The following is a 24,725-nucleotide window of genomic DNA, read 5'->3' as shown; positions in this document are numbered from 1 at the left end:
CGGATGAACAGGAACCTCAGGACCGCCGCACCGATGGTCTACGCGGCGCTCGTCGTCGGCGGCTTCATGATCAGCTCCCCGATCGGCGTCGCCGTCTGCGTGGTGGGCGGGATGCTGCTCGGTGCCCTGTACGCGACCACCAACGGCGGTGGCCGCGACCGGAGGCGCGACCGGAGCCGCGACCGGAGCCGCGACGACAGGTAGGCGCGACGACCGGAGGCGCGACGACCGGAGGCGCGTCGACAGGTAGGGGGACGGCCGGAACCGCGACCGCGACCGGTGACGGACGCCGGTCAGAGCCAGCCGCGGGTGCGCGCGATCTTGGCCGCTTCGGTCCGGTTGCGCGCGCCCAACTTGGCCATCGCACTGGACAGGTAGTTGCGGACGGTCCCCTCGGCCAGGCACAGGCGCGCCGCGATCGCGGCGTTGCCGGCCCCGTCCGCGACCGCGCGCAGCAGCTCCCGCTCCCGCTCCGTCAGCGGATCGGCCGCGTCCCACGCGGCCACCGCCAGCTCCGGCGCGACCACCCGCTCGCCCGCGTGCACCCGGCGCAGCGCCGCCGCCAGCTCACCGATCGGCGCGTCCTTGAGCACGTACCCGGCCACCCCCGCGTCCACCGCGCGCCGCAGGTAGCCGCTGCGCGCGAAGGTGGTCACGATCAGCACCCGGGTCGGGTCGCCGAGGCGGTTCAGCTCCACGGCCAGGTCGAGACCGGTCCGGCCGGGCATCTCGATGTCGGTCACCAGCACGTCCGGCCGGTGCTCGCGCACCGCCACCAGCGCGTCGTCGCCGTCGGTCGCCGTCGCCACCACCGTGATGTCCGCCTGGAGGTCCAGCAGGGACGCGAACGCGCCCAGCACCATGCCCTGGTCCTCGGCCAGGACCACCCGGATCATCCGGCCACCCCCACCGGCACCGTGATGACCAAGGTGGTGCCGTCCGAGCCCGAGCGCCGCACCGAGCCGCCGAGCCCGGTGATCCGCTCCCGGAGCCCGGTCAGCCCGGTGCCCTCCGGGGCGTCGCCGCCGATGCCGTCGTCCGCGATCACCAAGCGCACCCGTTCCTCGTCCGTGTCCAGTCCGATGCGGCAGTTGGCGGCCCGCGCGTGCCGGGCCACGTTCGTCACCGCCTCCCGCAGCGCCAGCCCCAGTTCGTGCTCGGTCGCGGCGAGCAGGGCCGGTTCCTCGTCACAGCTCACCCGCAACGTCACCCCGGTCCCGGCCAGCGTACGCCGTGCCACTTCGAGCTCCGCGCGGATGCTGGTCCGCCGCCAGCCGGTGACCGTGCTGCGCACGGCGGCCAGCGCCTCCCGGGCGTTGCGCTCGATCTCCTCGGCCTCGGCGCGCGCCCGTTGCGGGTCGGCGAGCACCAGCTCCTTGGTCAGCTGGGCGCGCATCACCACCGCGGTCAGCGAATGCCCGAGCAGGTCGTGGAGGTCGCGCGCGATCCGTTCGCGTTCCGCCAGCGTGGCGAGCAGCTCCACCTGCGAGGTGCGCAGCCGCTGGTTCTCCGCCTCCTGCCGCCGGTCGCGCTGCCCGAGTTCGAGCAGCCCGACGACCCAGATCATGACGAGCGCCGACGCGAAGCCCAGCAGCCGGTAGGGGAGCGGCACCTGCGACAGCAGCGCCGTGACGCAGTCCAGTACGGTCAGGCCGGCGAACCAGCGCCGGGCGACGGGCCAGGGCAGCGCGTTGCCCGCGGCGGCCGCGGCGTAGATGAACAGCACGCTCGCGGCGGCGTTGAACGGTGTGGCCAGCGCGCCGAGCAGGGCCATCGGCACCACGGAGGCCCAGACGCTCCACGCCGACCGCCCCCGCAGCAGGGCCAACGCGTACAGCAGCACCGTGGCCGCGCACACCGTGATCGCCAGCGGCCACTCCCACCAGTCCGGCTCCGGCGAGAAGTACGGCTGCGCCGGCATGAACAGCAGGTAGCCGAGGTAGACCCACTCCCAGGTCCGCAGCCGCTCGGCCACGGACCGGGAGGCGGTGCCGTCGAAGTCGCTCACCGCCGCCTCAGATCCGCGCGTGCCGGTAGGAGAGCGACGCCGCACCCGCCGCCACCGCCGTGGTGACCACCAGGGCGAGCACGTGCACCAGGGCGGCGCCGTCACCGAGTTGGGCGAGCCCGAGTTGGGCGAGGTGGTACGTGGGCAGGAACTCGGCGATCTGCCGCACGACCGAGGGCAGCAGCCGGATCGGGATCCACAACCCGGACAGCACCGCCAGCGGGAACAGCACCGCGTTGAGCAACGCGACCGCCGCCCCCGGGCGGAACCGGAAGCCGACCGCCACGCTGAACAGCGTGAACGGGACGGTGCCCAGCAGCAGCACCACCGCCACCCGCACCAGCGCCCAGGGCGAGGCGTGGAGCGTGCCGAAGGCCGCCGCCGCCACCCCCATCAGCGCCAGCACGCCCACCCCGTAGAGCAGCGCGGCGGTGGCCTTGGCGGCCAGGCTGATCCAGACCGGTACCGCGGAGACCCGTTTCATCCGCAGCCAGCCGAGGTCCCGGTCCTGGGCGACCCCGACCCCGGGTTGCAGGGAGGCGACGGTGATCACGCCGTAGGTGCCGAAGGTGGCCACCATCGCCGTACCGGCCGAGAGGCCCTGCACGGCGCCCTGCCCGTACAGCAGGTTGAACAGCACGAAGAACCCGACCGGCATCAGGACGCCGAAGAACAACGAGGCGGGCTCCCGCACGATCGACCGGAGTTCGTCCCTCAGCTCGGACCGGAAGACCCGCCCCAGTACCACGTTCACGCCGCCGCCCTGCCTTCCTGAGTCCCGGTGCGGCCCGGGAGTTCACCGTCGTCGGTCAGCGCGACCACGGCCTCCGCCAGGCCGGCGTCCTGCACCCGCAGCTCCGACAGCTCCGGGTCGAGGTCCAGCAGCACGCGCAACAGGTCCTCCGGCGAGCGGGTCTGGATCGTCACCGACCCGCGCTCCCGGCCGACCCGGAGCACGCCCGGCAGCCGCTCCAGCCGGCCCTGGTCCAGGGTCGTCCGGACGGTCACCGTGCGGTCCGGCAGCCGGGCCACCAGCTCCTCCGGCGGCGCGTCCGCCAGGATCCGGCCGCGGTCGAGCACCACCACCCGGTCCGCGACCGCCGCGGACTCCTCGATCAGGTGGGTGGTCACCAGCACCGCGGCGCCCTGCGCCCGGCGCTGCGCCAGGACCTCCCAGAAGTGCCGCCGGGCCCGGGTGTCCAGACCGACCGTCGGTTCGTCGAGCACCAGCAGCGCCGGCTCGGTGACCAGCGCCATCGCCAGCTGTACCCGTTGCCGCTGGCCGCCGGAGAGCCTGGACACCCGCCGGCGCGCCAGCTCGGTCAGCCCGAGCTCGGCCAGGACCGGAGCGGCCGCCGCCGCCCGCAGCCCGCCGCGGACGGCGGCGCCGCGCACCAGCTCGTCCACGGTCAGTGTGTTCGGAAAGCCCAAGGTCTGCTGCGCCACGCCCAGTTGACGGCGGGTCGCCGCGCGGCGCGGGTCGCCGCCCAGGATCCGCACCGTCCCCTGCTGCGGCGCGAGCAGACCGACCGTGAGCGCCACCAGGGTCGACTTCCCGGCCCCGTTGGGGCCGAGCAGTGCGACGCACTCTCCCGGGCCGACCCGCAGCTCCACACCGTCCAGCGCGACCGTCTCTCCGTACCGGTACCGCAGCCCTTCGGCCGTCAGCACCGCCTGTGTCGTTGCCATGGTCACCAGACTCCCGTCCGGTGACCGTGTTCGGCAGTGCCGCCCTGTCACCATCCCGAGATGACGAAAGTCATCCCAGCTCACCGGGGGATCCCGGAAGGGGGATCGGGGGTGCTCGCACTATAGCGGGGGCAGGTGAACCGGCAAGGGGCCGAGGACCACGGATGCCGACCGCCCCGGACGGGCGTACGGGGCGAGCGGAACGGGGGGCCTCGGAGCGGCCGCGAAGGCTCAGGCGCACCAGAAGAGGACGGGTTTGCAGGTCGGCGTCGGCGTTGCCGTCGCGGTCGGCCCGGGCGAGTGCCGGGTGGGCGGCGCCGTGCCGGGCGTCGTGGGCTGGGGTGCGGACGGCTCGACCGGGGCCGCCGGGCGGGACGGGGCGGCGGTCGTCCTCGACGGGCTGGGCCGGGTGGCGGCGACCGACGGCTGCGCCGGGGAGCTCGCCGTGCTCGGCGCGGCCGACGCCGTCGGGGGAGCGCTGACGGGCCCTCGGGCGGACGGCGCGACCAGCGACGTGGACGCCGTCGCACCGCCCGGGGGGAGCGGAACCGCGGAGCCGTCGCCCTCGCCGAAGGCGACCACCGCGGTGGCCAGTCCGCCCGCCGTCGCACCGAGCGCGACCAGGCCGAACAGGGCGCCGCGCCGTCGGCCCGTCCGCCGCCGGGCCCGCCGGGGTGCGGGGGCCGCGGTGGGCGCGGCCGCGACCGGGCGTTCGGGCTCCTGCGGCGGGAGCGCCTCCTGCGGCCGCCCGCAGCCGGGGCAGGAGAGCGCGCCGTTGAGATGTCGTTGGCAGAGCGTGCAGTAACTCATTCGATCTTCCGTAGGTGCCCGCGTGCCGTGCCGGGTGTCTGCGGAGCCTACGCAGATCCGCCCCGCTCGCGACACCGGTCCGGCGCGGTGCTTCTGCGGAGATCGCGTGGGGTTCGCGTGAGCACGAACCGGCCACCCCCGCGGCGGCGCGGCCCCGGGCGGCTGCCTCCGGCTCTCCCACCCGGGGCCGGCCGTCGGGCAGCTCACGTCGGGTGCCGAACCTCGGTCGGCCGAGAGGCGCCCCCACCGCGGCGGCGTCCTCCTCCGCCCTAACGCCGGTGGTGCGGCGGGGGAGGGGGCAGGGTGTCGGCGCCCGGTGCCGGCTCCGGCCAGACCAGCAGGACGGGGCAGGGGGCGTGGTCGACGACGAAGCGGGTGGCGGGGCCGAGGCTGTGCGGTCCCAGCCGGGAGCGGTCGCCGTCCCGGGCGAGGACCAGCAGCCCGGCGCCCTCGGCCGCCGTGACCACCTCGCGTTCGGTGCGGCCGGTGCGCTCCAGCCGGGTGCAGGGGCGGCCGAGGCGGTCCGCGGCGGCGTCCAGGAGCTGCCGGGCGGAGGCGGCGGCGAGGTGTTCCACCTGGTCGCCGGGGTCGCGTTCGCGGTGGCCGCGCCCCAGCAGACCGGCGAAGGCACCGTGGGCGACGCCGGGGACGTCCTGGCCGGTGACATGCAGCAGGACGATCCGGGCGTCCTGCGGCGCGTGGACGCGGGCGGCGTCCACGCAGGCGGGCCAGGTGCCTTCGGCGATCCAGACGACGACGGTCACGGCGTCGGCCTCCTCATGCTCGGCCTCCTCATGCTCATGGTCCGAGATGCTCGTGCACCGAGACGCTCATGCTCCGAGGATCTGCAGGGACCCCCACAGTGCCAGCACGGACAGCGTCAGGGCAGCGGGCACGACGAGCAGCCCGAGCCGGGTGAACTCGCCCAGGCCGATCTCGGTGTCGTGCTCGCGGACGATCCGCCGCCACAGCAGCGTGGCCAGCGAGCCGGCGTAGGTGAGGTTGGGGCCGATGTTCACCCCCAGCAGCACCGCCAGGACGGCGCCCGAACCGGACGGGACGGCCAGCGGGAGCAGCACCAGCGTCGCGGGCAGGTTGTTGATGACGTTCGCCAGGACGGCCGCCAGCGCGGCGACGCCCAGCAGCGCGGGCAGCGAGGTGCCGGACGGGACGAGGTGCCCGAGCGCGGAGGCCAGCCCGTTGTCCACCACGGCTCGGACCACGATGCCGAGCGCGAGGACGAAGGCGAGGAACGGCACGGCGGCGGAGCGGACGATCGCCACCGGGGTGGTGCGGCGCCGGACGAGCGCCCGTACGGCCAGCACCAGCGCGCCGGCCAGCGCCGCCCAGGCCGGATCGATGCCGACGACCGAGGTCAGGACGAAGCCGGCCAGCGTGCCCGCCACCGTCAGCAGGGCGAACAGCGGCATCTCCGGCGCCGCCACCTCGGCACCGGTCGCGGTGCCCGCGTCCAGGTCGCCGGCGAAGTAGCGGCGCAGCACCACGTACTCCACGGCGACGGCCGCCAGCCAGGGCAGCGTCATCAGGGCGGCGAAGCGGGTGAAGCTCAGCCCGCTCGCGGCGAAGGCCAGCAGGTTGGTCAGGTTGGAGACCGGCAGCAGCAGCGAGGCGGTGTTCGACAGGTGGGTGCAGGCGTACAGGTGCGGCTTGGGACGGGCACCGAGCCGGGCCGCCGTGGCGAACACCACCGGCGTCAGCAGCACCACGGTGGCATCCAGGCTGAGCACCGCCGTGATCACCGACGCGACGACGAACACCTGCGCCAGCAGCCGGCGCGGACTCCCGGCCGCGGTGCGGGCCATCCAGGCCCCGCAGGCCCGGAACAGCCCCTCGTCGTCGCACAGTTGCGCCAGCACCAGGACGGCCGCCAGGAACCCGATCACCGGCCCGAGCCGCTCCGCCTCGGCCACCGCGTGCGCCGACGGGATCGCGCCGGTGGCGACCACCAGTCCCGCCGCCGGCACCGCGACCACCGCCTCCGGCCACCCCCACGGCCGGGCCACCGCGCACACCAGCACCAGGACCAGCAGGCCGACGGACAGCGCTTCTGCGAACGACGTACTCAGGGCCCTGCTCCTCGAAGACGGTGGTGACGGCGGCCACCATCGAACCAGAGCGACCCGGACCACGGCACCTCGGGCCGGGCGGGGTGGACGGGGTGGACGGGGTGGACGGGGTGGACGGGGTGGTCCCGGCGCGATGGATCCGGCGGGAAGGAGCCGAGCCGAACGGATCGAGCCCCTGTCGTCGGCCTTGCCCACCCCCGACGGGCGGGACGCGCCGCAGCGGTCATCGGGCCGCCGTCCGGTGGACGGCGGGGGCTGCCTGCGGGGTGTCCTGTCGTTGCGGCCGCGACGCGGCCTCGGCGGCCCACTCGGCGGCCCAGCGGCGGGCGAGGACGGCGCACACCATCAGCTGCACCTGGTGGAAGAGCATCAGCGGCAGCACCATCGGCCCGGCCGCCGCGCCGGGGAACAGGACGGCGGCCATCGGGACGCCGCCGGCCAGGCTCTTCTTGGAGCCGCAGAAGACGATCGCGATCAGATCGCCCCGGTCGAAGCCGAGCCGGCGGCCGCCCAGCAGGGTGACGGTCAGGACCAGTGCCAGCAGCGCGGACTCGACCACCAGCAGGGCGCCCAGCCGGGGCAGCGAGAGCGTGCCCCACATCCCGCCGACGACGGCGGCGCCGAAGGCGCTGTAGACGACCAGCAGGATCGAGCCGCGGTCCACCAGGGCGAGGACGGCGCGGTGGCGGGCCATCCAGGGGGCGGTCCAGCGGCGCAGCACCTGCCCGGCGGCGAAGGGCAGGAGGAGTTGTTCGGCGATCTCCAGCACGGTGCCCGCCGAGACGCCGCCCTTGGTGTGCAGCAGTACGGCGGCGAGCAGCGGGGTCAGGAGGATGCCGAGGAGGCTGGAGAAGGTCGCGCTGCAGACCGCGGCGGCGGTGTTGCCGCGGGCGATGGAGGTGAAGGCGATCGAGGACTGCACGGTGGAGGGCAGCAGGGTCAGGAACAGCAGGCCCTGGTAGAGCTGCGGTGTCAGGACGGTCGGCACCAGCAGGTGGGCGGCCGTCCCGAGCAGGGGGAAGAGGACGAAGGTCACGGTGAGCACGGTGCCGTGCAGTCGCCACTGCTTGAGGCCGTCCCAGGCCTCGCGGGCGGAGAGCCGGGCGCCGTAGAGGAAGAACAGGACGGCGACCCCGCCGGCGGCGGCGTCCGAGACGAGCGGTGCGGCGGCGCCGCGTGCGGGGAGCAGGGCGGCGACCAGCACGGTGGCGAGCAGGGAGGCGATGAACGGGTCCATCCGGAGGCGGGCAGGGAGGCGGGTGGGGAGGCGGATCGGGGTCTTCGGGCGAGGCATGGTTCTCCGCGCTGGTGGTTCGGGTGGGACGGCCCCAGCCTGCCGTCCGTCCGGGTGAGTGGGAATCCCGCTGACCGCACTCACTGTCATCATGATTCGTGATATCAGCAGATAGGGTGGCCGGATGTTCGATCCGGTGCAGTTGAGGTCCTTCCTCGCGGTGGCCCAGACCGGCGGCTTCACCCGGGCCGCCCAACGGCTGGGCCTGCGGCAGTCGACGGTCAGTCAGCACGTACGGCGGCTGGAGGAGGCCGCCGGGCGGCGGTTCTTCCTCCGGGACACCCACACCGTGCAGCTCACCGGTGAAGGTGAGGCGATGCTCGGGTTCGCCCGGACCATCCTGGAGGCGCACGAGCAGGCGCTCGGCCACTTCGCGCACACCCAGGTGCGCGGGCGGGTGCGCTTCGGCGCCTCGGAGGACTTCGTCCACACCGAGCTGCCGCAGATCCTGCGCGGCTTCCGGCGGCGCAACCCCCAGGTCGACCTCGAACTCACCGTCGGGCTGAGCGCCGTGCTCTACGAGCAGCTGGCCGACGGGCGGCTCGACCTGGTCCTCGGCAAGCGCCCGCCGGGCGGCGACACCCAGGGCCAACTCGTCTGGCAGGACCGGCTGGTGTGGGTCGCGGCGGAGGACTACCGGCTCGACCACCCGGCGGAGCCGCTGCCGCTCATCGTCTACCCGCCGCCCAGCATCACCCGGGCCCGCGCCCTGGACGCCTGCGAACGCGACGGCCGCCCCTGGCGGATCGCCTGCACCAGCACCAGCCTGTCCGGGGTCCGGGCCGCCGCGCTGGCCGGCCTCGGCGTGGTGCCGCACGCCCGTAGCCTGATCCCGCCGGGCCTGCGCCCGGTGCCCGACCAGGCGGGCCTGCCGGACCTGGGCACCACCGACTTCGCCCTCACCACGGGACGCACCACGGCCCGCGGCCCGGCCCGGGCACTGGCCCGGGCGGTCCTCGCGGACGCGTTCCGGCTGCACCGCGCCCCCACGGCGGCGGAGGCGTCGGCTCCGGGGGAAACCCGCTGGTGAGGGGCGCGCGGGGCAACGTAGACTCCCGTGCTCGTGACCGAGACCACCGCCGCCGCTCCGATACCCGGCCCCGCTGACGTACCGCCCGGTCGCGCCGACGTACCGCCCGGCGCGCCGCCGGCCGAGGGGCCCCCGGCCGCCGACGCCGAGCTCGTCGCCGCGGCCGTGTCCGCCGCCGGGCGCGGCATGGTCGGCCGGGAGACGGTCGCCGAGGTGGTGGCGCTGTGCGCCGTCGCCGGGGAGCACCTGTTGGTGGTCGGCGCGCCCGGGACGGCCAAGTCGGAGGCGGTCCGGCGGGTCGCGGCGCAGCTCGGCGGGCGGTACTTCGAGTACCTGCTCGGCCGTTTCACCGAGCCCAACGAACTGTTCGGACCGGTCGACCTGCGCCGGCTCCGGGAGGGCCGGGTCGAGTTCGAGACCGCCGGGATGCTGCCCGAGGCCGAGATCGCCTTCCTGGACGAGGTGTTCCTCGGCTCGACCGCCGTCCTGAACACCCTGCTCGGCCTGCTCAACGAACGGGTCTTCCGGCGCGGCGGCACCGTGCTCGCCAGTCCGCTGCGGATCTGCGTCGGCGCCGCCAACCACCTGCCCGAGGACCCGGCGCTGGCCGCCTTCGCCGACCGGTTCCTCGCCCGGCTCTTCGTCGAACCCGTCGTCGACGCCCGGCTGGAGGAACTCCTGGAGTCCGGCCGCCGCCCGGCCGCGCCCGCCGTCACCGGCGACCTGCTCGGCGCCCTCGACCGGCTGACCGCCGCCGCCCGCCGCTGCGACCTCGACGCCGTCACCCCGCTGCTGGCCACCGCGCTGCGCCGACTGCGCTCGGCGGGCGTCCCGGTCAGCGACCGGCGGGCCGTGCGCTCGCAGAACCTGGTCGCCGCGGCCGCCGTCCTGGACGGTCGCACCGCCGCCTCCGCCCGCGACCTCTGGGTGCTCCCACTGATCGCCCCCACCGCCGACACCCAGGCGCTCGCCCGCGAGGCCCTCGCCGACCTGATCGACCGGGCCGCCAACCGCAGCCTGGCGCACACCGCGGAGGAACTCTCCCGCAGCACCGCGGCCCGCGCCGAGCGCCTGCTGCGGACGGGCACCGCGCTGCTCGCCGAACACGGCGGGCTGCCGGACGGTCGGGACTCCCGGCTGCGCTTGGAGGCCGTGCTGCGCGAGATCGACGCGGGCTTCGACCCGGCCGACCTGCCGGCGCCGCTGGCCGGGCTCCGGGCCGGACTGGTCGCGGCGGTCACGGCGGGTGCGGCGGGTTCTGCGGATACGGTCGTCAGCGCGGGCGCGGCGGCCACGGCGGGCGCGGCGGTCGCACCCTCGTGACCGGTGTCCCGCTCCGCTGGGAGCGCCGCGAACCACCGCTGGATCCGGTCGCGGTCCTCGCCCTCGGAACCGCCGTCCCCGCCCTCGCGACCGCGACGCGCTCCCAGCTGGCGGCCGGGCACCGGCTGGCCGTGGCGGCCGACGGGACGGCGCTGCTGGTCCTCGGCGAGGCGCCGGACCTGCCCTGGGCCGACGGCGCCCGCTACCTGGGCGAGGACGACGGCGTGCTGCTCCCGACCACGGCCCGCCCGCAGCCCGGCGCGGCCCTGTGGCGGGTCGCGCTCGGGGCTGCGGACGGACAGCTGTGCGTCCTCGTCCCCGGCCACGCGCTGGTCGGCGACCGGCCGGCGCCCGGCCGAGGCCCGGCGGACCTGGACCGCTTCGTGGTGCCCGGCAGCGGGGAGCCCGGCAGCGTGGCGCCCGGCAGCGGGGAGCCGGGAGGAGGCGTCGCGCGGAGCGGCGCGGAACGGGTGCGCGAGCAGTGAGGATCTGGACGGTGGAGCGGTACGACGTGGAGCGGAGCGCAAGCGTGGGCAGCGGGGCGACGGTCGAGACGGTGGAGCTGGTCCGCCCGCCCGGCCGACCGGCTCGGGTGCGTGGCCGGTGACCGCCGCGCTCGCGTCCTGGGCCGGGACGCTGTCCGCGCTCACCCCCGAACTCGCCACCGCGCTGGGCCCCTTGCTGCGCCGCCTGGACGCCCTGATCGGCGCGCACGAGCCCGTCGCCGGGTCCGAGGGCGAGCCGGACGGCTACGGCGGCCTGGCCCGCGGCCGACGGCCGGAGCGGCTGCTGCCCTCCGAGTGGCTGCTCGCCGAGGAGTACCCGGAGGAGTTCCTGCGCCGTTGGAGCGAGGGTGAACTCCTGGAGCTGGAAGCCGAGTTGCGCTCCCCCGAGAGCCGCGGCCAGGTGGTCGTGCTGGTGGACGCCGGACCGGCCCAGGCGGGCGCGGCGCGGCTGGTCCAACTGGCCGCGCTGCTCGTGCTGCACCGCCGGGCGGCTGCCCGGGGCAGCGAACTGCTGGTCGGCGTCCTGGGGGACCCGCCCGGGCGGCTGATCGGCGGGGACCTCGCCGAACTGCTGCCGCGCTGGCTCGAGGCCCGGCAGCACACCGACCCCGAACCCGAGGACGTCCGGTACGCGGAGCGGGCGCTGGACCCGGCCGCGCACTGCTGGCTGCTCACCTCGCCCCGGCTGGCGGCCCGGCTGCCCGCCCGGCGGCGCACGGTGGCGAGCGAGGAGGCGGGCTGGAGCGCGACGGGCGTCGCGCGGGTGACGGTCCGGGTGGACGGCGGGTCGGCCGTCGAGCTGCCGCTGCCCCCGGTGGGGGTCGCCGTGCGGGCGTTGCGCGGCCGCGGCTTCCGGGCCTCCGCGCAGCTCGACGCCCAGCTGCCCGCCGTCGGCGGGGCGCTGCCCGCGTTCACCACCGGCGCGGCCACCCTGCTGGCCCGGGGCCGGCGCGCCGAGGTGCTGATCGCCCTGGGGCTGTCGAGCGGAGGAGCCCCCGACGGTGCCGCCCGGCCGCGCCGCCACGAGCTGTTCGGCCCGGTGATCGCGGCCGGGCGCACCAGCGGGCGGCTGCTGGTGCTGTGCGCGCGCGAGGACCGGCTGGAACTCCACGTGAGCGGGCGGGCGTTGAGTGGCTCCGACGGCTACCGGATCGAGTCGGCGACCGTCGGCCTGCCGGAGACCGGTTCCCCGGAGTTCGCCGAGCTGATGGCCCGGCCGGTGCTGCCGCTGCTGCGCGAGGGCGACGCCCTGGTGCTGCCGGTGGCCGGCCGCTGGCGCCGGATCGAGCGCGGCGGGCGGGTGTCGGAGGACGGACCGGTCGTCTCCACCGAGGGCGGTCACCCGTTCCGGCGTGCGCGAGAACCCCGGCTGTCGCCCGTCCCGCCGCCCGCCGAAGCGGCCGGGGCACCGCACCTGGTGCACGGCGGCGGTGCCGTCGGCTGGTCGCAGGACGGGCGGACCTGGGAGGTCCGCCCGGGCCGGGGCGAGCACCGCCGGATCCGCCTCGGAGAGGGGGAGACCGAGGTGATCGGACTGGTCGAGGACGGCTTCGAACCCGTCCTGATCACCTGCACCCGGGCCGCGGGGCTGGTCCGCGCCGTCCGGGCCGACGGGGTCCGCACGCTCACCGCGCTCTCCGGCGGTCCGACCGCCCCGGCCGTCCATCCCTGGCTGCCGCTGCTCGCCGCCGAACCCCGCCCGGGCCGGGTGGTGGTCGCGAACGCGACCGACGGGCGCACCCACGCCGTGATCAGGAGCACCGACCGATGAGCAGTTCCCCGACCGGCAACCGTGCGGCGGGCGCCCCAGTGGTCGACGCGGCCGGGTTCCTCCTCGACGTGCCACTGATCGGCGCCGCCGAGGCGGCCGAGCGCGTCCTCGCGCACTGGCAGGACGGTGCCCGGCTGAGTGAACTGCCGGACGGTCGCTGGCTGTTGCGGCTGGCCGAGCCGGTGCGGACCCGCACCGACCGGGCCCCCGGCGCGCCGCTGCACCTGGTCGGCCAGGCCCTGGCGGCGAGCCCGGGACAGACCGGCCGGCCCGGTGAACTCGTCCTCACCAGGGGTGGACTGACGGATCGTCATGCCATCGCGGAACTGCGGCCGGTGGACCCCTCGGAGTGGCTGGACCTGAACGGGCTCACCCTCCACCGGCTGGGGCCGGTCGGCACCCCCGTCGTAGCCGAACCGGTCGGGACGGACCTGCCACGCCCGGCCGCCGTGGACCTACGGGCCGTGGCCGGCATCCCCGGGCGCAGCCGGCGGGCCGGACGGCTGCTGGGCGGGCCGGGTCCGGGCGCCGCGAGGGCGCGCCGGATCTCCGGAGCCGTGACCGGCCTGGTGTGCGCGCTGGGTCTGTCCTTCCTGGCCTCGGTCGTGACGACAGGAGTGCCCAAGGCGCCCGTGATGGTCCTTCCGGTGGCGGTCGGCGCGACCGCCGGACTGACGTACCGCTGGTACTCCCGGGCCCGTCCGGCCGTCCGGCCCCACCGGCGCGGCGGCAGCGGCCGGCCCGTCCGGCCCGGCACCCGTGGCGCGGCGACGCGCGGCACCGTCGACGCGCGGGCGTGGTGGGCGGCCGTCGTGCCGTTCGCCCTGTGCCTGCCGCTCGGCGTCCTCGCCCTGGTGGCCGGCGACCTCGGTGGCGGGATCCTGCTGACGCTCCTCGGGGCGGTCGGCGGCGCCCTGCTGGCGCTGCCGAGGATCCCGTCCTTCGCCGAACGCGTCCGCACCGCCCAGGAGGCGGCGGCGAAGCGCACCGGAGGCGTCCGCGCAACCGGCACGGCCTCGGCCGCCCCCGCCCGGCAGCGTCCGCCCCGGCGTCCGCGCGGCCAGTGGCTGGCCCGGCTCGCCCTGCGCAGCCCCGCCGGGGCGCTCCTCAGGGAGCGCCACGCCCGCTACCTGCACCAGCTCTCCCGCTCCTTCCGGCAGCGCCGCTGGGAGGACGCCCTGCGCGACGCGATCCGGCTCTCCGGCACCGACGCGGGTCCGGAGCAGGGCCTGCTGACCCTGCGCCTGCCCGACCGCTTCGCCGGCGCCCTGCGGCCCAGCTCCCAGGAGCGCGGTGGGGCGCCGACGGCGCTCCCGCTCAGCGGCCCGACCGTCCACGCATACCTGACCGGCCTCTACCGGGACGCCGCCGAGGCCCTGGAGCGCGACGGGCGGATCGACGAGGCCGCCTACGTCCTGGCCGACCTGCTGGCCGCGCCCGCCGAGGCCGTCGCCCTGCTGGACCGGCACGGCCGCACCGCCCAGGCCGCCGAACTCGCCGAAGGCCGCGGCCTGGCCGCGGAACTGGTGGTCCGGCTGCACTGGCGGGCCGGGAACCGGGAGCGGGCGGTGCGGATCGCCCACCGGAGCGGCGCCTTCGCCACCGCCGTCGAGCGGCTCACCGCCACCGACCCGGCGGCCGCCCGCGAGCTGCGCTCCGCCTGGGTGGACCACCGCCGCCGGGCCGGGGACCGGCTGGGCGCGGTCGAGGCCGCCTGGCCGGACGAGACGCTGCGCCCGGGCGTGCTGCCGGACCTGCGGGAGGCCGCCGAGCTCGGCGGCGCGGCCCGCGGGCGGGCGCTGGTCCACCTGCTCGCCCTGGGCGAGGACGTCGCGGAGCCCGTCCGGGGCCTGCTCGCCGGGGCCGAGCCGGGGGCCACCGAGCCGGGCGCCACCGGGCAGGGCGCCGCCCTCGCGGCCCTCGCCGAGCTGCGGTGCGCCGACCCGGCCGTCGACCGCGAACTCGCCACCCTCGCCGTCCGCTCCCTGGTGCGCGCCGGCGGACTGCCCGGCCGCGCCGCCGTGCGCTCCCGAAGCGCGGTCCACACCCGGCTGTCGAAGCGCGCCGACCCGCTGGCCGTCGCCGACCTGCCGAAGCCCCGGCGGAGCGAACCCGGCCGTGGCGGGGCGCTCACCGTCACCGCCGCCGACCGCCCCGGCACCCTGCCCGTCCTGGACGCGGCCCGGCTGGACTCCGGCCTGGTGCTGGTGGCCTGCGGCCAGGCCGGCGTGCGGCTGCTCGGCCCGGACGGCCGGACCCGCGCCCGCTGGGACGTGCCCGCCGAGCAGCTGGTGGTCGCCGACCACGGCGGCACCGCGCTGCTGGTCGCCCGCTACGGGGCGGTCCGCGAACTGTTCCGGCTCGACCTCGCCACCCGCCGGGTGGAGCGGTGGACGGCCCTGCGGGTGCACGCGATCGTCCCCTCCTACGACGGCCGCCACCTGCTCACCGTCGACCAGGACGGCATCGCCGTGCTCGACACCCGCGCCACCCGCCCGACCGTCGTCCACCGCGAACTCGGCGACGACCAGCAGGCCGTGGGCCGGATCGCCCGCACCCCCGCGAGCTGCGCCGTGGTCGTCCACACCCGGGCCGGCGGCCACACCGCCGAACTGACCGAACTGTGGCGCTGGGACCAGCCCGGCTGGGAGCTGCGCGCCCGGCAGCAGGTCGAGCTCGACGAGGCCGACGACCGGGTGGCGCTCGCCGACGGACGGCTGCTGACCGCCCGCCCCGGCGAAGCCCCCGGCACCGAAGTGCTCCGCTGGACCGGCCGGGGCAGCGCCGAGCAGACCGTCACCGGCCCCCCGGTGGTGCTCGGCGCCGACGGCGCCCACTGGGCGTTCACCGAGCGCTCCGAGGACGGCCTGCGGGCCACCGTCGGGGGCGCCTCCGGGGCCGCCTTCACCGCCCTGCTGCCCGGGGCGGTGACCGACCCCTCGCTCCGGCTGCGCGTGCACGCCGGGGCGGTGACCTGCTGGCACCGCAGCGGGCGGGTGTTCGCGGTGCGCGCGGACGGTACGGAGCTGCTGGCCAACCTGCGGGTCACGGCCTGCTGACGGAGGTTTTCCAGATGGCGTTCGAGGAGGTGGGCCGGTGTCCTGGCCAGTGGTGATCGTTGTCGTCCCGGCGGAGCGGCGTGCGGAACTGGAGCTGCGCTGCCGCGCGCTCGGCCCGTTCTGGCGGCCGGCGCCGCAGGACGATCGGGTGCAATGGGGCGGCAGCTGGTACGCCCTCGACCTGTCGGGGGAGGTCCTGCGCGAGTTCGAGCCCGAGCAACTGGAAGAGCTCACGGCCCGGATCGGGGAGCCGTACGCAGTCCGCGTGGCGAGCGCGTCGATGGACGCGGCCCGGGCCCTGCTGCGGCACATCCTGCCCGGCCTGGCCGCGATCGTCGACACCGACCACTGGGAGCTCATCCCCTCCGACGACTTCCTCGGCCTCCTCGCCCGTCACCCCGCGTGGGACTGGCGCCGCCTCCCGAGCACGGAGCTCCCCGGCGAGCCCGGCGCGTCCGGCGGTGGGGAGAGGTAGGCGTCCAGGCGGGCCGCGGCGGTGAGCATGGCCCGGCCCCGGCTGGTGAGGCGCTGTTGCCAGTCGTCCAGGGCTGCGGCGAGGGCGTCGGTGCCGCCCGCGGTGCGGACCTGCTGGACGACGGTGGCGATGTGGGGCAGGGGGTGGCCGCCGCGGCGCAGCAGGTGGGTCAGTTCGGCGTCGCGGACGTCCTCGGGGCGGTAGGACCGTTGCCCGCCGGGGCGGTCGCGGGCCGGGGTGAGGATGCCGGCCGTCTCCCAGGTGCGCAGGGTGGCGGGGGTGAGGCCGAGGCGGTGGGCGAGTTCGCCGATGCTGAGCGGGCCGGGGACGGTGGTCGCGGCCCGGGCGGCCGGGCGCGCCGAGGTGAGGCTCTCGATCGCCCCGCGGACGGCGGCGAGGGTCTCCCGGTCGCGCAGCAGTTGGGCGTGGCCCCGGTCGAGGGCGGTCAGTGCCTCGTCCGGGCGGTCGGCGTGCAGGGCGGACATGACCAGGGCCGCGGTCGCGTGCCCGTAGGCCGCGACGAGGGCGAGGAAGGCCCGCAGCGCGGCGGCGTGCCGCTCGGTGTAGATCCGGTAGCCGGTGGGGGTGCGGTCGGCGGGCGGCAGGAAGCCGTCCCGCTCGTAGTTGCGCACGGCCTGGGTCGAGAGGCCGTGCTCGCTGGCGAGGTCGGCAGGGCGCACGGCGGTGACCTCCAGGATTTGAGACTTTTCATCGACGATGCCGGGCCGAGACGAGAAAAGTCTCAACCGAGCTTTCAAGGATACGCTTGAGGTTCATGAGTCAGGACATCGGAGACTTCCGCACCCCTTCCTGCGAACTGCTGGCGCTCGGCGAGCCGACGCACCAGGAACCGGCTTTTGGGCTGGTCCGCAACCGGCTGTTCGCCCAACTCGTGGCCCAGGGCTTCCGCTCGATCGCTCTGGAGACCGACCGGGTGGCCGCGCTGGCGGTGGACGACCACGTCCGGCACGGCGTGGGCACCCTCGACGCCGTGCTCGCCGAGGGCTTCACCCACGGTTTCGGCGCCCAGCAGGCGAACCGCGAACTCCTCGCCTGGATGCGCGAGTTCAACCGTGACCGGGAGGCCGGGGAGCAACTGGCGTTCCACGGCTTCGACCTCCCCACCGAGAACACCACGGCACCCAGCCCGCGCCGCTACCTCGAACACGCCCGTGACCACCTCGGGCTCGACCTGGACGTCGCCGCCCTGACGGGGGCGGACGAGCGCTGGGAGCGCGAGGAGGCGATCCTCGACGCCGCCGCGTCACCCGGAGCCACCCCCGAGGCCGAACGACTGCGCCGTACCGCCGACGATCTGCTCAACCGACTCTACGAACGCGCACCGGACTTGATCGCCGCGACCTCGCACGCCGAGTGGCTCCGGGCCGGTGTCCACCTGCGGGCCGGAATCGGAGTGCTGCGCTACCACGCCCAGGCCGCCGTCCAGGGCCTGGGGACGAGCGCCCGGATCTCCGGTCTGATCAGGATGCGGGACGCCCTGATGGCGCAGAACCTGCTCGACATCCGCGCCGTCGAGGCCCGGCGCGGGCCGACCCTGGTGTTCGCCCACAACCGGCACCTCCAGCGCAACCCGAGTGCCTGGTCCCAGGGCGAACTGGACTGCGGCTGGAACGGCGCCGGCCACATCGTCGGCTCGCTGCTGGCGGAGCGCTACGTCTTCGTCGCCGGGAGCCTGGGGCGCAGCGCCGTGCTCGGGCTCGGCGAGCCGGCGCCGGGGACGTACGAGGCACGGCTGCAAACCGGCGCCGGGGCCTGGCGGTTGACCACTCCGCCGGTCTCGGGCACGGCCCGCACCCGGACCGACACCACCCCGCGCCAGGGCTACTTCCCGCTGGATCCGGAGACCCTCGACGGCGCCGCCGCGCTGCTGCACATCGCCGACGGAGGGGCTGTGGGGTAGTCCACCGTCACGGCCCCGGGTAGGCCGCCCGCAGGTGGGCGACCAGGGCGGCGGTCGGCGGCGCCGACGGTCGCCCGCTCGGCCAGGCCAGGGCGACCCGCACCAGGGGGACGGGATCGGTCAGCCGCCGGACGACCACTGCGGCGGTCGGCTCCCGGTCCGGCAGCACCGCCACGCCCAGTCCGTGCGCGGCGAGTTCGGCCAGCTGCGGCGGCGCGGCGGCCTCGACCGCCACGGTCGGGGCCGCGCCCGCCTGCGCGAGGGCGCGCTCCAGCGCCGTCCGCAGGCCGGTGCCGGGCGGCGTGCTCACCAGGGCGTGCCCGGCGAGCGCGGCGACGGGCAGCGGGCCGTCACCGTCGGCGAGTGGGTGGTCCGCCGGGCAGAGCGCGACCAGCGGGACCTCCAGCACGGGGTGCAGGGCGAGCCCGGCCAGCGTCGTCCAGCCGTCGTCGCCCGCCCGCCCGCTCGCACCGGCGGGCAGGCCGATCACGGCGAGGTCGAGCCGACCCTCGCGCAGGGCGCCGAGCATCCCGGCGGTGGTGTCCTCGGCGAGCGCGAAGTCGATGCCGGGGTGTTCCTGGCGGAAGGCGGCGAGCGTGGTGGCGAGCCCCGGGAGGGTGCCCAGAGCGGGCGGTGGGGTGAGGGCCGCGCCCGCGACCATGCCGAGCCGCACCCGCCCGTACCGCAGGCCGTCGAACTCCTGCGCCGTCCGCCGGGCGGCCGCCGCGGCGGCGAGCGCGGCCCGGGCGTGCGGCAGCACCGCCTCGCCGACCGTGGTCAGCCGTACCGTGCGGCCCGAGCGGTCCAGCAGCCGGTGGCCCAACTCCCGCTCCAGTTGCCGGATCTGGGCGCTCACTCCGGGCTGGCTCAGGTGCAGCAGCTCGGCGGCGCGGGTGAAGCTGCCGTGCCGGGCGACGGTGACGAAGTACTGGAGCTGCCGGAGTTCCATAACCGATGATCATAGGTGGCAGAACGATCCGGTCTTGGACGGGCGGCCGACTCCCGTTGCAGGCTGGGGGCATGAACAGCGCGCAGCAGGACCACGGCGTCGAATGGATCCGCGAGCAGGTCGCGGGGGAGCGGCGGGAACTCGCCGAGCTGTTGGCGGGCCTCACCCCGGAACAGTGGAACGCGCCCTCGCTGTGCGGGGGTTGGCGGGTCCGCGAGGTGGCCGCCCATCTGAGCACCGGCTTCCGGTACTCCACCGCCCGGACCCTCGGGGAGCTCCTCCGCTCCGGCGGGAACGTCCACCGGATGGCCGACCGGATCGCCCGCCGGGACGCCGCCGCCCTCACCACGGACCGGCTGGCCGCCGCCCTGTCCGAGCATGCCGGGCACCCCTGGCGGCCCCCGGTCGGCGGCCGGATCGCCGCCCTCGCCCACGACGCGGTGCACGGCCTGGACATCACCGTCGCCCTCGGCCTGCCGCCGCGCCTGCCCGTGCACCGCGCCGCCGCCCTGCTGGGCCAGGTCTCGCCCCGCGGCCTGCGCTTCTTCGGTGCCCGGCTGGACGGCGTACGGCTGCGCGCGACGGACACGGACTGGTCGTACGGCTCCGGCCCGCTGCCGGTGGAGGGGCGGGCGGAGCACCTGCTCCTGGTGGCGTACGGGCGGCGGCTCCCGGCGGGCTTGCTGACCGGAGCGGGTGCGGAGCGCTTCACGGGCCGGGCCGACCGGTGAAACACCGGCCGGCCCGGCCCCGCGCCCTCCTGCCACCGTCAGGGGTGCCCGCCCGGCCCCGGCGCGGGGTCGGGCGTGACGGTGGCGGACGTCCGGGTGGTGCCCGGCCGGCGCCTCGGTGGTGCCTTGGTGGCGCCCGGGATCAGAGCGAGTCGCAGTACCGCGCGAACGCGGCCTCGGTCCCGGCGCCGGCGATGCCGTCGATGGCGCCGGTGTAGCCCCAGTTGCTCTTCAACCAGCGTTGCAGCGCCTCCACCGTGTGGGTCCCGACGATGCCGTCGATGGCGTCGGTGTAGCCCCAGTCGGCGCGCAGGAAGCGCTGCATGGCCTGCCAGCTGCCGGTGCCGAGCTGGCCGTCGATCGCGCCGGTGTAGCCCCAGTACTGCTTGAGCGGGGCCTGGAGCTTGGCGGCCTGCGAGGTGCTCAGCCCGAGGTTGACCACCGCCGCCAGCGCGGCGGGCCCGGACGCCGCCGCCTGCTGGACGCCGGTCGGCGTCGCCGCGCCGGCGGTACCGGCACCGGCCAGGCCGCCGACGGCGATGCAGGCCACGGCCGTGGCACCGACGACCGCCTTCACCAGAACGTTCGAGCGCATGTGCAGCCCCCTTCGGGACACCCGTGGGACGGGTGGCTTGTCTGGACACCGTCACTCTGGCACGGGTGCCGCCGCCCACGAACCGAACCGGTCCGGATGGCCGGTACTGCGCCCTCACTGGCCGACCGGCGGAGCTTCGAACCCGAACCTCCGCCTCCACCTGCGGATCCGCCCCGGCTTGCCGCTGGCCGCCCCGCCCCTGGCCGCCCCGCCGGTGGCCGCCCGGCTGGGGAGGGTGAGCCGTCAGACGGACTGTCCGACCGGCCGGATCACGACGGTGTTCACGTCGACGCCGGCCGGCTGGCGGACCGCCCACACGATGGAGTCGGCGATCTGGTCCGCGGTCAGGTTGAGGCCCTGGGGGGCACCGCCGGCGCCCTCCCAGAAGTTGGTCTCCACCCGGCCGGGAGCGACCAGGGTGACGCCGATCCCGTCGGCGGTCACCATCCGGCGGGTGTTCTCGGCGAGGCCGGTCACCGCCCACTTGGTGGCGCCGTAGATGTTGCCGGGGGTGTAGACCACGCCGGCGACACTGCCGATCAGCACGATCCGGCCCTTGGACTCCTTCAACGCGGCCAGCGAGGACCGGATGAGCAGGGCCGGGCCGAGCACGTTGGTGAGGACCATGTCGCGCCAGCCGGCCGGGTCGCCGTCGGCGAGCGAGTCGTGGGTGGCGTAACCGGCGTTGGCGACGACGGCGTCCAGCCGGCCGAAGGTCCGCACGGTGGCCCGGACGGCGGCCTCGACGGCCTCGTGGTCGGCCGCGTCGGCGGCGATGGTGAGCAGGGTGTCCGGCTCCGCGGCGGTCTCCTCCGCGAAGCGGGCGAGCCGGCCGCCGTCGCGGCCGGTGACGGCCACCCGGTGGCCCTCGGCGAGCAGTCGGCGGGCGGTGGCGGCGCCGATGCCGCTCGAACCGCCGGTGATGAGGGTGACGGGGGAGTCGGTCATGGGGTGGTGCTCCTTGTTCCTCGGTGCAGCGCTCTCCGTGGGGCGGCGCCGGATGCCCGGGGCGAGAGCATCACGGCGTGCGGGGGAGGCGACGGCTGCTCGAGGGCTGCGCCGCCTCGGGCGGGAACGCCGTACGAGTCGTAGCCACTGTCCCTGTCCCCCCGTGGACCAGAAGATGATCGTGTCGCGTCAATCAACGTATTGATCATTTGTCGCGCCGGGCAAGATCCTGCCGGGGTTCTGGCCGGAATGCTTCGGTCCGACTCGGAGGCGGGTGCGGATCGGGAGGCTCCGGTGTGTGTCGGCGCGCTGGCGAAGGGTGAGGAGAGGGTGTCGGGCCTGGGGGATCGTCCGTGGCCGGGCGCCGGATCCGGGTCGCCGGTGGAGGGGCTGCGCTCACCGGCATGGCCGAAATCCTTCGGTTCTGATCCCTTGTCAGCTTCGATCCGCCGGTGGCAGGGCCCGAGGATCTTGCTTTCCGTGCCCGGCCTCGACCGGTGGCCCTTCCCGCGACCTCGCGCGCCCCGCCGCCCTCCGTGCCTACGATCGGAGGAGCCTCCCGCTCGCCGGACGAGCGTGTGGGTGCAGGCGAGACGGAAGCCAGGTGGCCGATGGCCCCGAGGTCCGCGCAGTGGCCGCCGTACGTGCGGCTGGCGCCGTGGTTGCTGATCGTCGGCGGGCTGGTGTGGGACGCGCTGGACCCGGCCGACTACTGGGGCGACCCGATGCTGGCGGCGGCGGCCGTGCTGGCCGGGGCGCTGCTGCCGCTGCGGGACGTGGTCGCGGTGGCGCTGGCGAACGTGGTCGGGATCCTGGTGCTCTCCGCGCGGGACGGCTCGATCGGGACCGGTGACGGCTACCTGGAGCTGGCCAACACCGCCTTCGCCGCGCTGCTGGGCATCGGGGTGAACCGGGTGGCGGCCCGGCACGGGCGCCGGCTGGAGCGGGTGCGGTCGGTGGCGGAGGCCGCGCAGCGGGCGGTGCTGCCGGAGCCGCCGGGGCGGGTGGCGGGGCTGGAGGTCGCGGCCTGCTACCGGGCGGCCCAGGACGAGGCGCTGATCGGCGGGGACGCGTACGCGCTCCAGGCCACTCCGTACGGGGTGCGGGTGCTGATCGCGGACGTGCGGGGCAAGGGGCTGCACGCGGTGGGGGCGGTGTCGGTGCTGCTGGGGGCGTTCCGGGAGCTCGCGCACCGGGAGCCGGACCTCGCCGGGCTCGCGGAGGCCCTGGAGCACACGCTGGCCCGGGAGAGCGCCGGGCTGGGCGAGGAACTGCGGCTGGAGGGGTTCATCACCGCGCTGCTGGTGGAGTTCCCGCCGGGGGAGGCGCTCGCCCGGACCGTGGACTGCGGCCACCCCGGGCCGTACCTGCTGGACGGCGGCGGGGCCGGGGTGAGCCGGTGGGACGCGGCCGATCCCGGGCTGCCGCTCGGGATGGGCGCGCTGGGGGCGCCCGGCCCGGAGGCGGAGACCAGGCCCTTCCCGCCGGGGAGCACGCTGCTGCTGGTGACCGACGGGGTCACCGAGGCGCGGGACGCGGCGGGGGAGTTCTACGACCCGGTGCGCGAACTGGCGCCGCTCGGCCCCTTCGCGGGGGCGGAGCAGGCGGTGGCGGCGCTGGTGGCGGACGTGGCCCGGTGGACGGGCGGACCGCGGGACGACGACATGGCGGTGCTGGCGGTCACCCGGCTCCGGCGGGCGGACCCGGTGGACCCGGCGGCTTCGGAGGCTTCGGTGGACCCGACCGGCTGAGCGCGGCGGGCCGACGGCGGGCCGACGGCGGGCGACGGCGGGCGACGGAGAGTGGCGGGCCACGGCTCCGAACGGTTACGCCGATATCACGGAGAGGTTACGGAAGCTGCCTACTCCATGGATTCCGGCCAAGTTACGGGGTGTTGGCCGGTGGCCGGAAAGCGGGTGTCCGGATATCGGACGAGGAAATGGACGTCCTGGTCGGGAGCCGTCCGGGAAGCCCCGGAGAGCCGTGCAGGCCTTGGCGGGCGGGCCGGGCCGGGGGCGCGCCGCAGCGGTGCCGGGGCATAAGGGCTCGTAAAGGAGGCGCCGGGGCCGGTCGTCGTGGTGGCGGGATCCGGCCGAGCCGGGGATCGTCCGGAAAGGGACCTGTTGCTTGCCGTGTGTCGAATGTGTGACCGAGAGTCGCATCGATGAACGAGAAGCCTCACCCCCGCCAGGCCCGTCTGTTCGGCCACCGCGACTTCCGGCTCCTGCTGTCCGGAGCGGCGGCGGCCCAGACGGGCAGTCAGGTCACCCTGGTCGCCCTGCCCTTGGTGGCGGTGGTGGTGCTCGACGCCACCCCCTTCGAGGTCGGCCTGCTCACCGCCGCCGAGACCGCGGCCTTCCTGCTGGTCGGCCTGCCGGCCGGCGCCTGGCTGGACCGGATGCGCAAGCTCCCGGTGCTGATCCGCGCCGACGTGGTGCGCTGCCTCGCCGTCGGCTCGATCCCGCCGGCGGCGGCCTTCGGGGTGCTCACCATGCCCCAGCTCTACCTGGTCGCACTGATCACCGGGGTGGCCACGGTCTTCTTCGACGTGGCCCACCAGTCCTTCCTGCCCGCCGTCCTGCCGCGCGAGCAACTGGTCGCCGGAAACGGCGCCCTGGAGACCGTCCGCTCCTCGGCGCAGATCGCCGGGCCGGGCCTGGGCGGCGGGCTGGTCCAGCTGCTCGGCGCACCGCTCGCCATCGTGGCCGACGCCTGCGGCTACCTCGCCTCGGCGCTGCTGCTCGCCCGGATCCGGGTCGAGGAGGAGCTGCCGGAGCCGGAGCCCGGGCGCTCGCTGCGGGCCGAGGTCGCCGAGGGCGTGCGCTTCGTGCTCGGGCACCCGCTGCTGCGGGCGATCGCCACCGCCACCGCCGTGTCCAACCTGTTCGCCGCCGTGCTGATGGCCGTTCAGACCGTGTTCTGGGTGCGGGTGCTCGACCTGTCGCCCGGGGCCATCGGCGCCCTGCTGTCGGCCTCCGCCGTCGGCGGGCTGGCGGGCGCGCTGTGCGCGGGGCAGCTGTCCCGCTGGGTCGGGCAGGCCCGGCTGATCTGGCTGGCCACCGTGGTCACCGCGCCGTTCGCGCTGCTGTGGCCGCTGTCCGGCGGCGGCCCCGGCGCCGTGCTGTTCGGCGTCGGCTCGGGCGTGGTGCTGTTCGGCGCGGTCGCCTACAACGTCGCCCAGGTGAGCTTCCGGCAGAGCGTCTGCCCGCCCGAACTGCTCGGGCGGATGAACGCCACCATGCGCTTCCTGGTCTGGGGAACCCTGCCGATCGGCGCCCTCGGCGGCGGGGCCGTCGCCGACTGGGCCGGGCCGCGCGCCGCGCTGTGGCTGTGCGCGGCGGGCTTCCTGCTGGTGCCGGTGCCGCTGCTGCTGTCGCCGCTGCGGCGGATGCGCGACCTGCCCACGGCGCCGGCCGGACCCGGCCTCGACGGCGAGGACGGCGACGGCGGCCAGGACGACGCCCAGCAGCCCGCCGTGAGCCCCAGCACCACCCCCTGACCGTCCGACGACGCGACCGACGAACAGACC

At 76.2% G+C, this 24,725-nt stretch carries 23 protein-coding genes; 11 read left to right on the top strand and 12 right to left on the bottom strand.

Translation table 11 applies throughout. The features are described 5' to 3' along the window. Positions 1–3: 3 nt before the first annotated feature. On the top strand, positions 4–204 hold the full coding sequence (locus tag ACZ58X_RS00660; protein ID WP_470331470.1) for a hypothetical protein: 201 nt from the start codon (positions 4–6) through the stop codon (positions 202–204). Positions 205–293: 89 nt separating this feature from the next. On the opposite strand, the gene ACZ58X_RS00655 is transcribed toward ACZ58X_RS00660, so the two are convergent. The 8 genes from ACZ58X_RS00655 to ACZ58X_RS00620 form a co-directional block, all read right to left on the bottom strand. Further along, positions 294–896, bottom strand: coding sequence for a response regulator (locus tag ACZ58X_RS00655; RefSeq protein ID WP_470331469.1), 603 nt, complete (start codon positions 894–896; stop codon positions 294–296). Further along, positions 893–2,008, bottom strand: a complete 1,116-nt coding sequence (locus ACZ58X_RS00650; RefSeq protein ID WP_470331468.1) for a sensor histidine kinase — start codon at positions 2,006–2,008, stop codon at positions 893–895. The genes ACZ58X_RS00655 and ACZ58X_RS00650 overlap by 4 nt, the downstream gene beginning before the upstream one ends. 7 nt (positions 2,009–2,015) lie before the next feature. Next, complete coding sequence (locus tag ACZ58X_RS00645) at positions 2,016–2,762, bottom strand: ABC transporter permease (RefSeq protein WP_470331467.1); 747 nt, start codon at positions 2,760–2,762, stop codon at positions 2,016–2,018. Beyond that, complete coding sequence (locus ACZ58X_RS00640; protein WP_470331466.1) at positions 2,759–3,697, bottom strand: ABC transporter ATP-binding protein; 939 nt, start codon at positions 3,695–3,697, stop codon at positions 2,759–2,761. Before ACZ58X_RS00640 ends, ACZ58X_RS00645 begins: the two co-directional genes overlap by 4 nt. A gap of 231 nt (positions 3,698–3,928) precedes the next feature. Beyond that, positions 3,929–4,507 (bottom strand): hypothetical protein, encoded by a 579-nt coding sequence (locus tag ACZ58X_RS00635; RefSeq protein ID WP_470331465.1) that lies wholly within the window; start codon positions 4,505–4,507, stop codon positions 3,929–3,931. A gap of 269 nt (positions 4,508–4,776) precedes the next feature. Further along, on the bottom strand, positions 4,777–5,271 hold the full coding sequence (locus ACZ58X_RS00630; RefSeq protein ID WP_470331464.1) for a universal stress protein: 495 nt from the start codon (positions 5,269–5,271) through the stop codon (positions 4,777–4,779). A 66-nt stretch (positions 5,272–5,337) separates the two neighbouring features. Then, complete coding sequence (locus ACZ58X_RS00625) at positions 5,338–6,594, bottom strand: SLC13 family permease (protein ID WP_470331868.1); 1,257 nt, start codon at positions 6,592–6,594, stop codon at positions 5,338–5,340. A gap of 223 nt (positions 6,595–6,817) precedes the next feature. After that, positions 6,818–7,888, bottom strand: a complete 1,071-nt coding sequence (locus ACZ58X_RS00620) for a bile acid:sodium symporter family protein (protein ID WP_470331463.1) — start codon at positions 7,886–7,888, stop codon at positions 6,818–6,820. Between the two features lie 124 nt (positions 7,889–8,012). Between ACZ58X_RS00620 and ACZ58X_RS00615 the strand changes: the two genes are divergently transcribed. From ACZ58X_RS00615 to ACZ58X_RS00590, 6 genes are all read left to right on the top strand, one after another. Next, entirely contained in the window at positions 8,013–8,918 is a 906-nt protein-coding gene (locus ACZ58X_RS00615; protein WP_470331462.1) for a LysR substrate-binding domain-containing protein, read from the top strand. A gap of 33 nt (positions 8,919–8,951) precedes the next feature. Beyond that, positions 8,952–10,241, top strand: coding sequence for an AAA family ATPase (locus ACZ58X_RS00610; RefSeq protein WP_470331461.1), 1,290 nt, complete (start codon positions 8,952–8,954; stop codon positions 10,239–10,241). Further along, entirely contained in the window at positions 10,238–10,726 is a 489-nt protein-coding gene (locus ACZ58X_RS00605; RefSeq protein WP_470331460.1) for a bpX5 domain-containing protein, read from the top strand. Before ACZ58X_RS00610 ends, ACZ58X_RS00605 begins: the two co-directional genes overlap by 4 nt. A gap of 118 nt (positions 10,727–10,844) precedes the next feature. Further along, positions 10,845–12,518, top strand: coding sequence for a hypothetical protein (locus ACZ58X_RS00600; protein WP_470331459.1), 1,674 nt, complete (start codon positions 10,845–10,847; stop codon positions 12,516–12,518). Beyond that, positions 12,515–15,577 carry a bpX6 domain-containing protein gene (locus ACZ58X_RS00595; RefSeq protein WP_470331458.1) on the top strand — a complete coding sequence of 1,021 codons (3,063 nt, stop codon included), beginning with the start codon at positions 12,515–12,517 and terminating at the stop codon, positions 15,575–15,577. The genes ACZ58X_RS00600 and ACZ58X_RS00595 overlap by 4 nt, the downstream gene beginning before the upstream one ends. A 37-nt stretch (positions 15,578–15,614) precedes the next feature. Continuing rightward, on the top strand, positions 15,615–16,052 hold the full coding sequence (locus ACZ58X_RS00590; RefSeq protein ID WP_470331457.1) for a hypothetical protein: 438 nt from the start codon (positions 15,615–15,617) through the stop codon (positions 16,050–16,052). Here ACZ58X_RS00590 and ACZ58X_RS00585 read toward each other — a convergent pair. Further along, positions 15,971–16,732: a TioE family transcriptional regulator gene (locus ACZ58X_RS00585; protein WP_470331456.1), complete on the bottom strand. Its 762-nt coding sequence runs from the start codon at positions 16,730–16,732 to the stop codon at positions 15,971–15,973. The two genes, ACZ58X_RS00590 and ACZ58X_RS00585, sit on opposite strands and share 82 nt — an antisense overlap. A 95-nt stretch (positions 16,733–16,827) precedes the next feature. Between ACZ58X_RS00585 and ACZ58X_RS00580 the strand changes: the two genes are divergently transcribed. Further along, positions 16,828–17,973, top strand: a complete 1,146-nt coding sequence (locus ACZ58X_RS00580; RefSeq protein WP_470331455.1) for an erythromycin esterase family protein — start codon at positions 16,828–16,830, stop codon at positions 17,971–17,973. A gap of 7 nt (positions 17,974–17,980) precedes the next feature. Here ACZ58X_RS00580 and ACZ58X_RS00575 read toward each other — a convergent pair whose 3' ends face one another. Further along, entirely contained in the window at positions 17,981–18,922 is a 942-nt protein-coding gene (locus ACZ58X_RS00575; RefSeq protein ID WP_470331454.1) for a LysR family transcriptional regulator, read from the bottom strand. A 71-nt stretch (positions 18,923–18,993) separates the two neighbouring features. Here ACZ58X_RS00575 and ACZ58X_RS00570 point away from each other — a divergent pair, with 71 nt between their 5' ends. Continuing rightward, the gene (locus ACZ58X_RS00570) at positions 18,994–19,653 is read left to right on the top strand and encodes a maleylpyruvate isomerase family mycothiol-dependent enzyme (RefSeq protein ID WP_470331453.1); all 660 of its coding nucleotides are present in this window, start codon (positions 18,994–18,996) and stop codon (positions 19,651–19,653) included. Positions 19,654–19,795: 142 nt separating this feature from the next. Here ACZ58X_RS00570 and ACZ58X_RS00565 read toward each other — a convergent pair whose 3' ends face one another. Both ACZ58X_RS00565 and ACZ58X_RS00560 read right to left on the bottom strand, forming a co-directional pair. Continuing rightward, entirely contained in the window at positions 19,796–20,248 is a 453-nt protein-coding gene (locus ACZ58X_RS00565; RefSeq protein ID WP_470331452.1) for a peptidoglycan-binding domain-containing protein, read from the bottom strand. A 243-nt stretch (positions 20,249–20,491) separates the two neighbouring features. Beyond that, complete coding sequence (locus ACZ58X_RS00560) at positions 20,492–21,196, bottom strand: SDR family oxidoreductase (protein WP_470331451.1); 705 nt, start codon at positions 21,194–21,196, stop codon at positions 20,492–20,494. A gap of 611 nt (positions 21,197–21,807) precedes the next feature. Here ACZ58X_RS00560 and ACZ58X_RS00555 point away from each other — a divergent pair. Both ACZ58X_RS00555 and ACZ58X_RS00550 read left to right on the top strand, forming a co-directional pair. Beyond that, positions 21,808–22,947 (top strand): PP2C family protein-serine/threonine phosphatase, encoded by a 1,140-nt coding sequence (locus ACZ58X_RS00555; RefSeq protein ID WP_470331450.1) that lies wholly within the window; start codon positions 21,808–21,810, stop codon positions 22,945–22,947. A gap of 413 nt (positions 22,948–23,360) precedes the next feature. Next, a complete protein-coding gene (locus ACZ58X_RS00550; protein WP_470331449.1) occupies positions 23,361–24,695 on the top strand; it encodes an MFS transporter in 1,335 nt (444 codons plus the stop codon). The last annotated feature ends 30 nt before the right edge of the window (positions 24,696–24,725 follow it).

Source organism: Kitasatospora sp. NPDC040550 (genome assembly GCF_055594965.1).
Note: the sequence above shows the minus strand (reverse complement) of the source record. Positions and strands in the feature narration are given on the sequence as shown.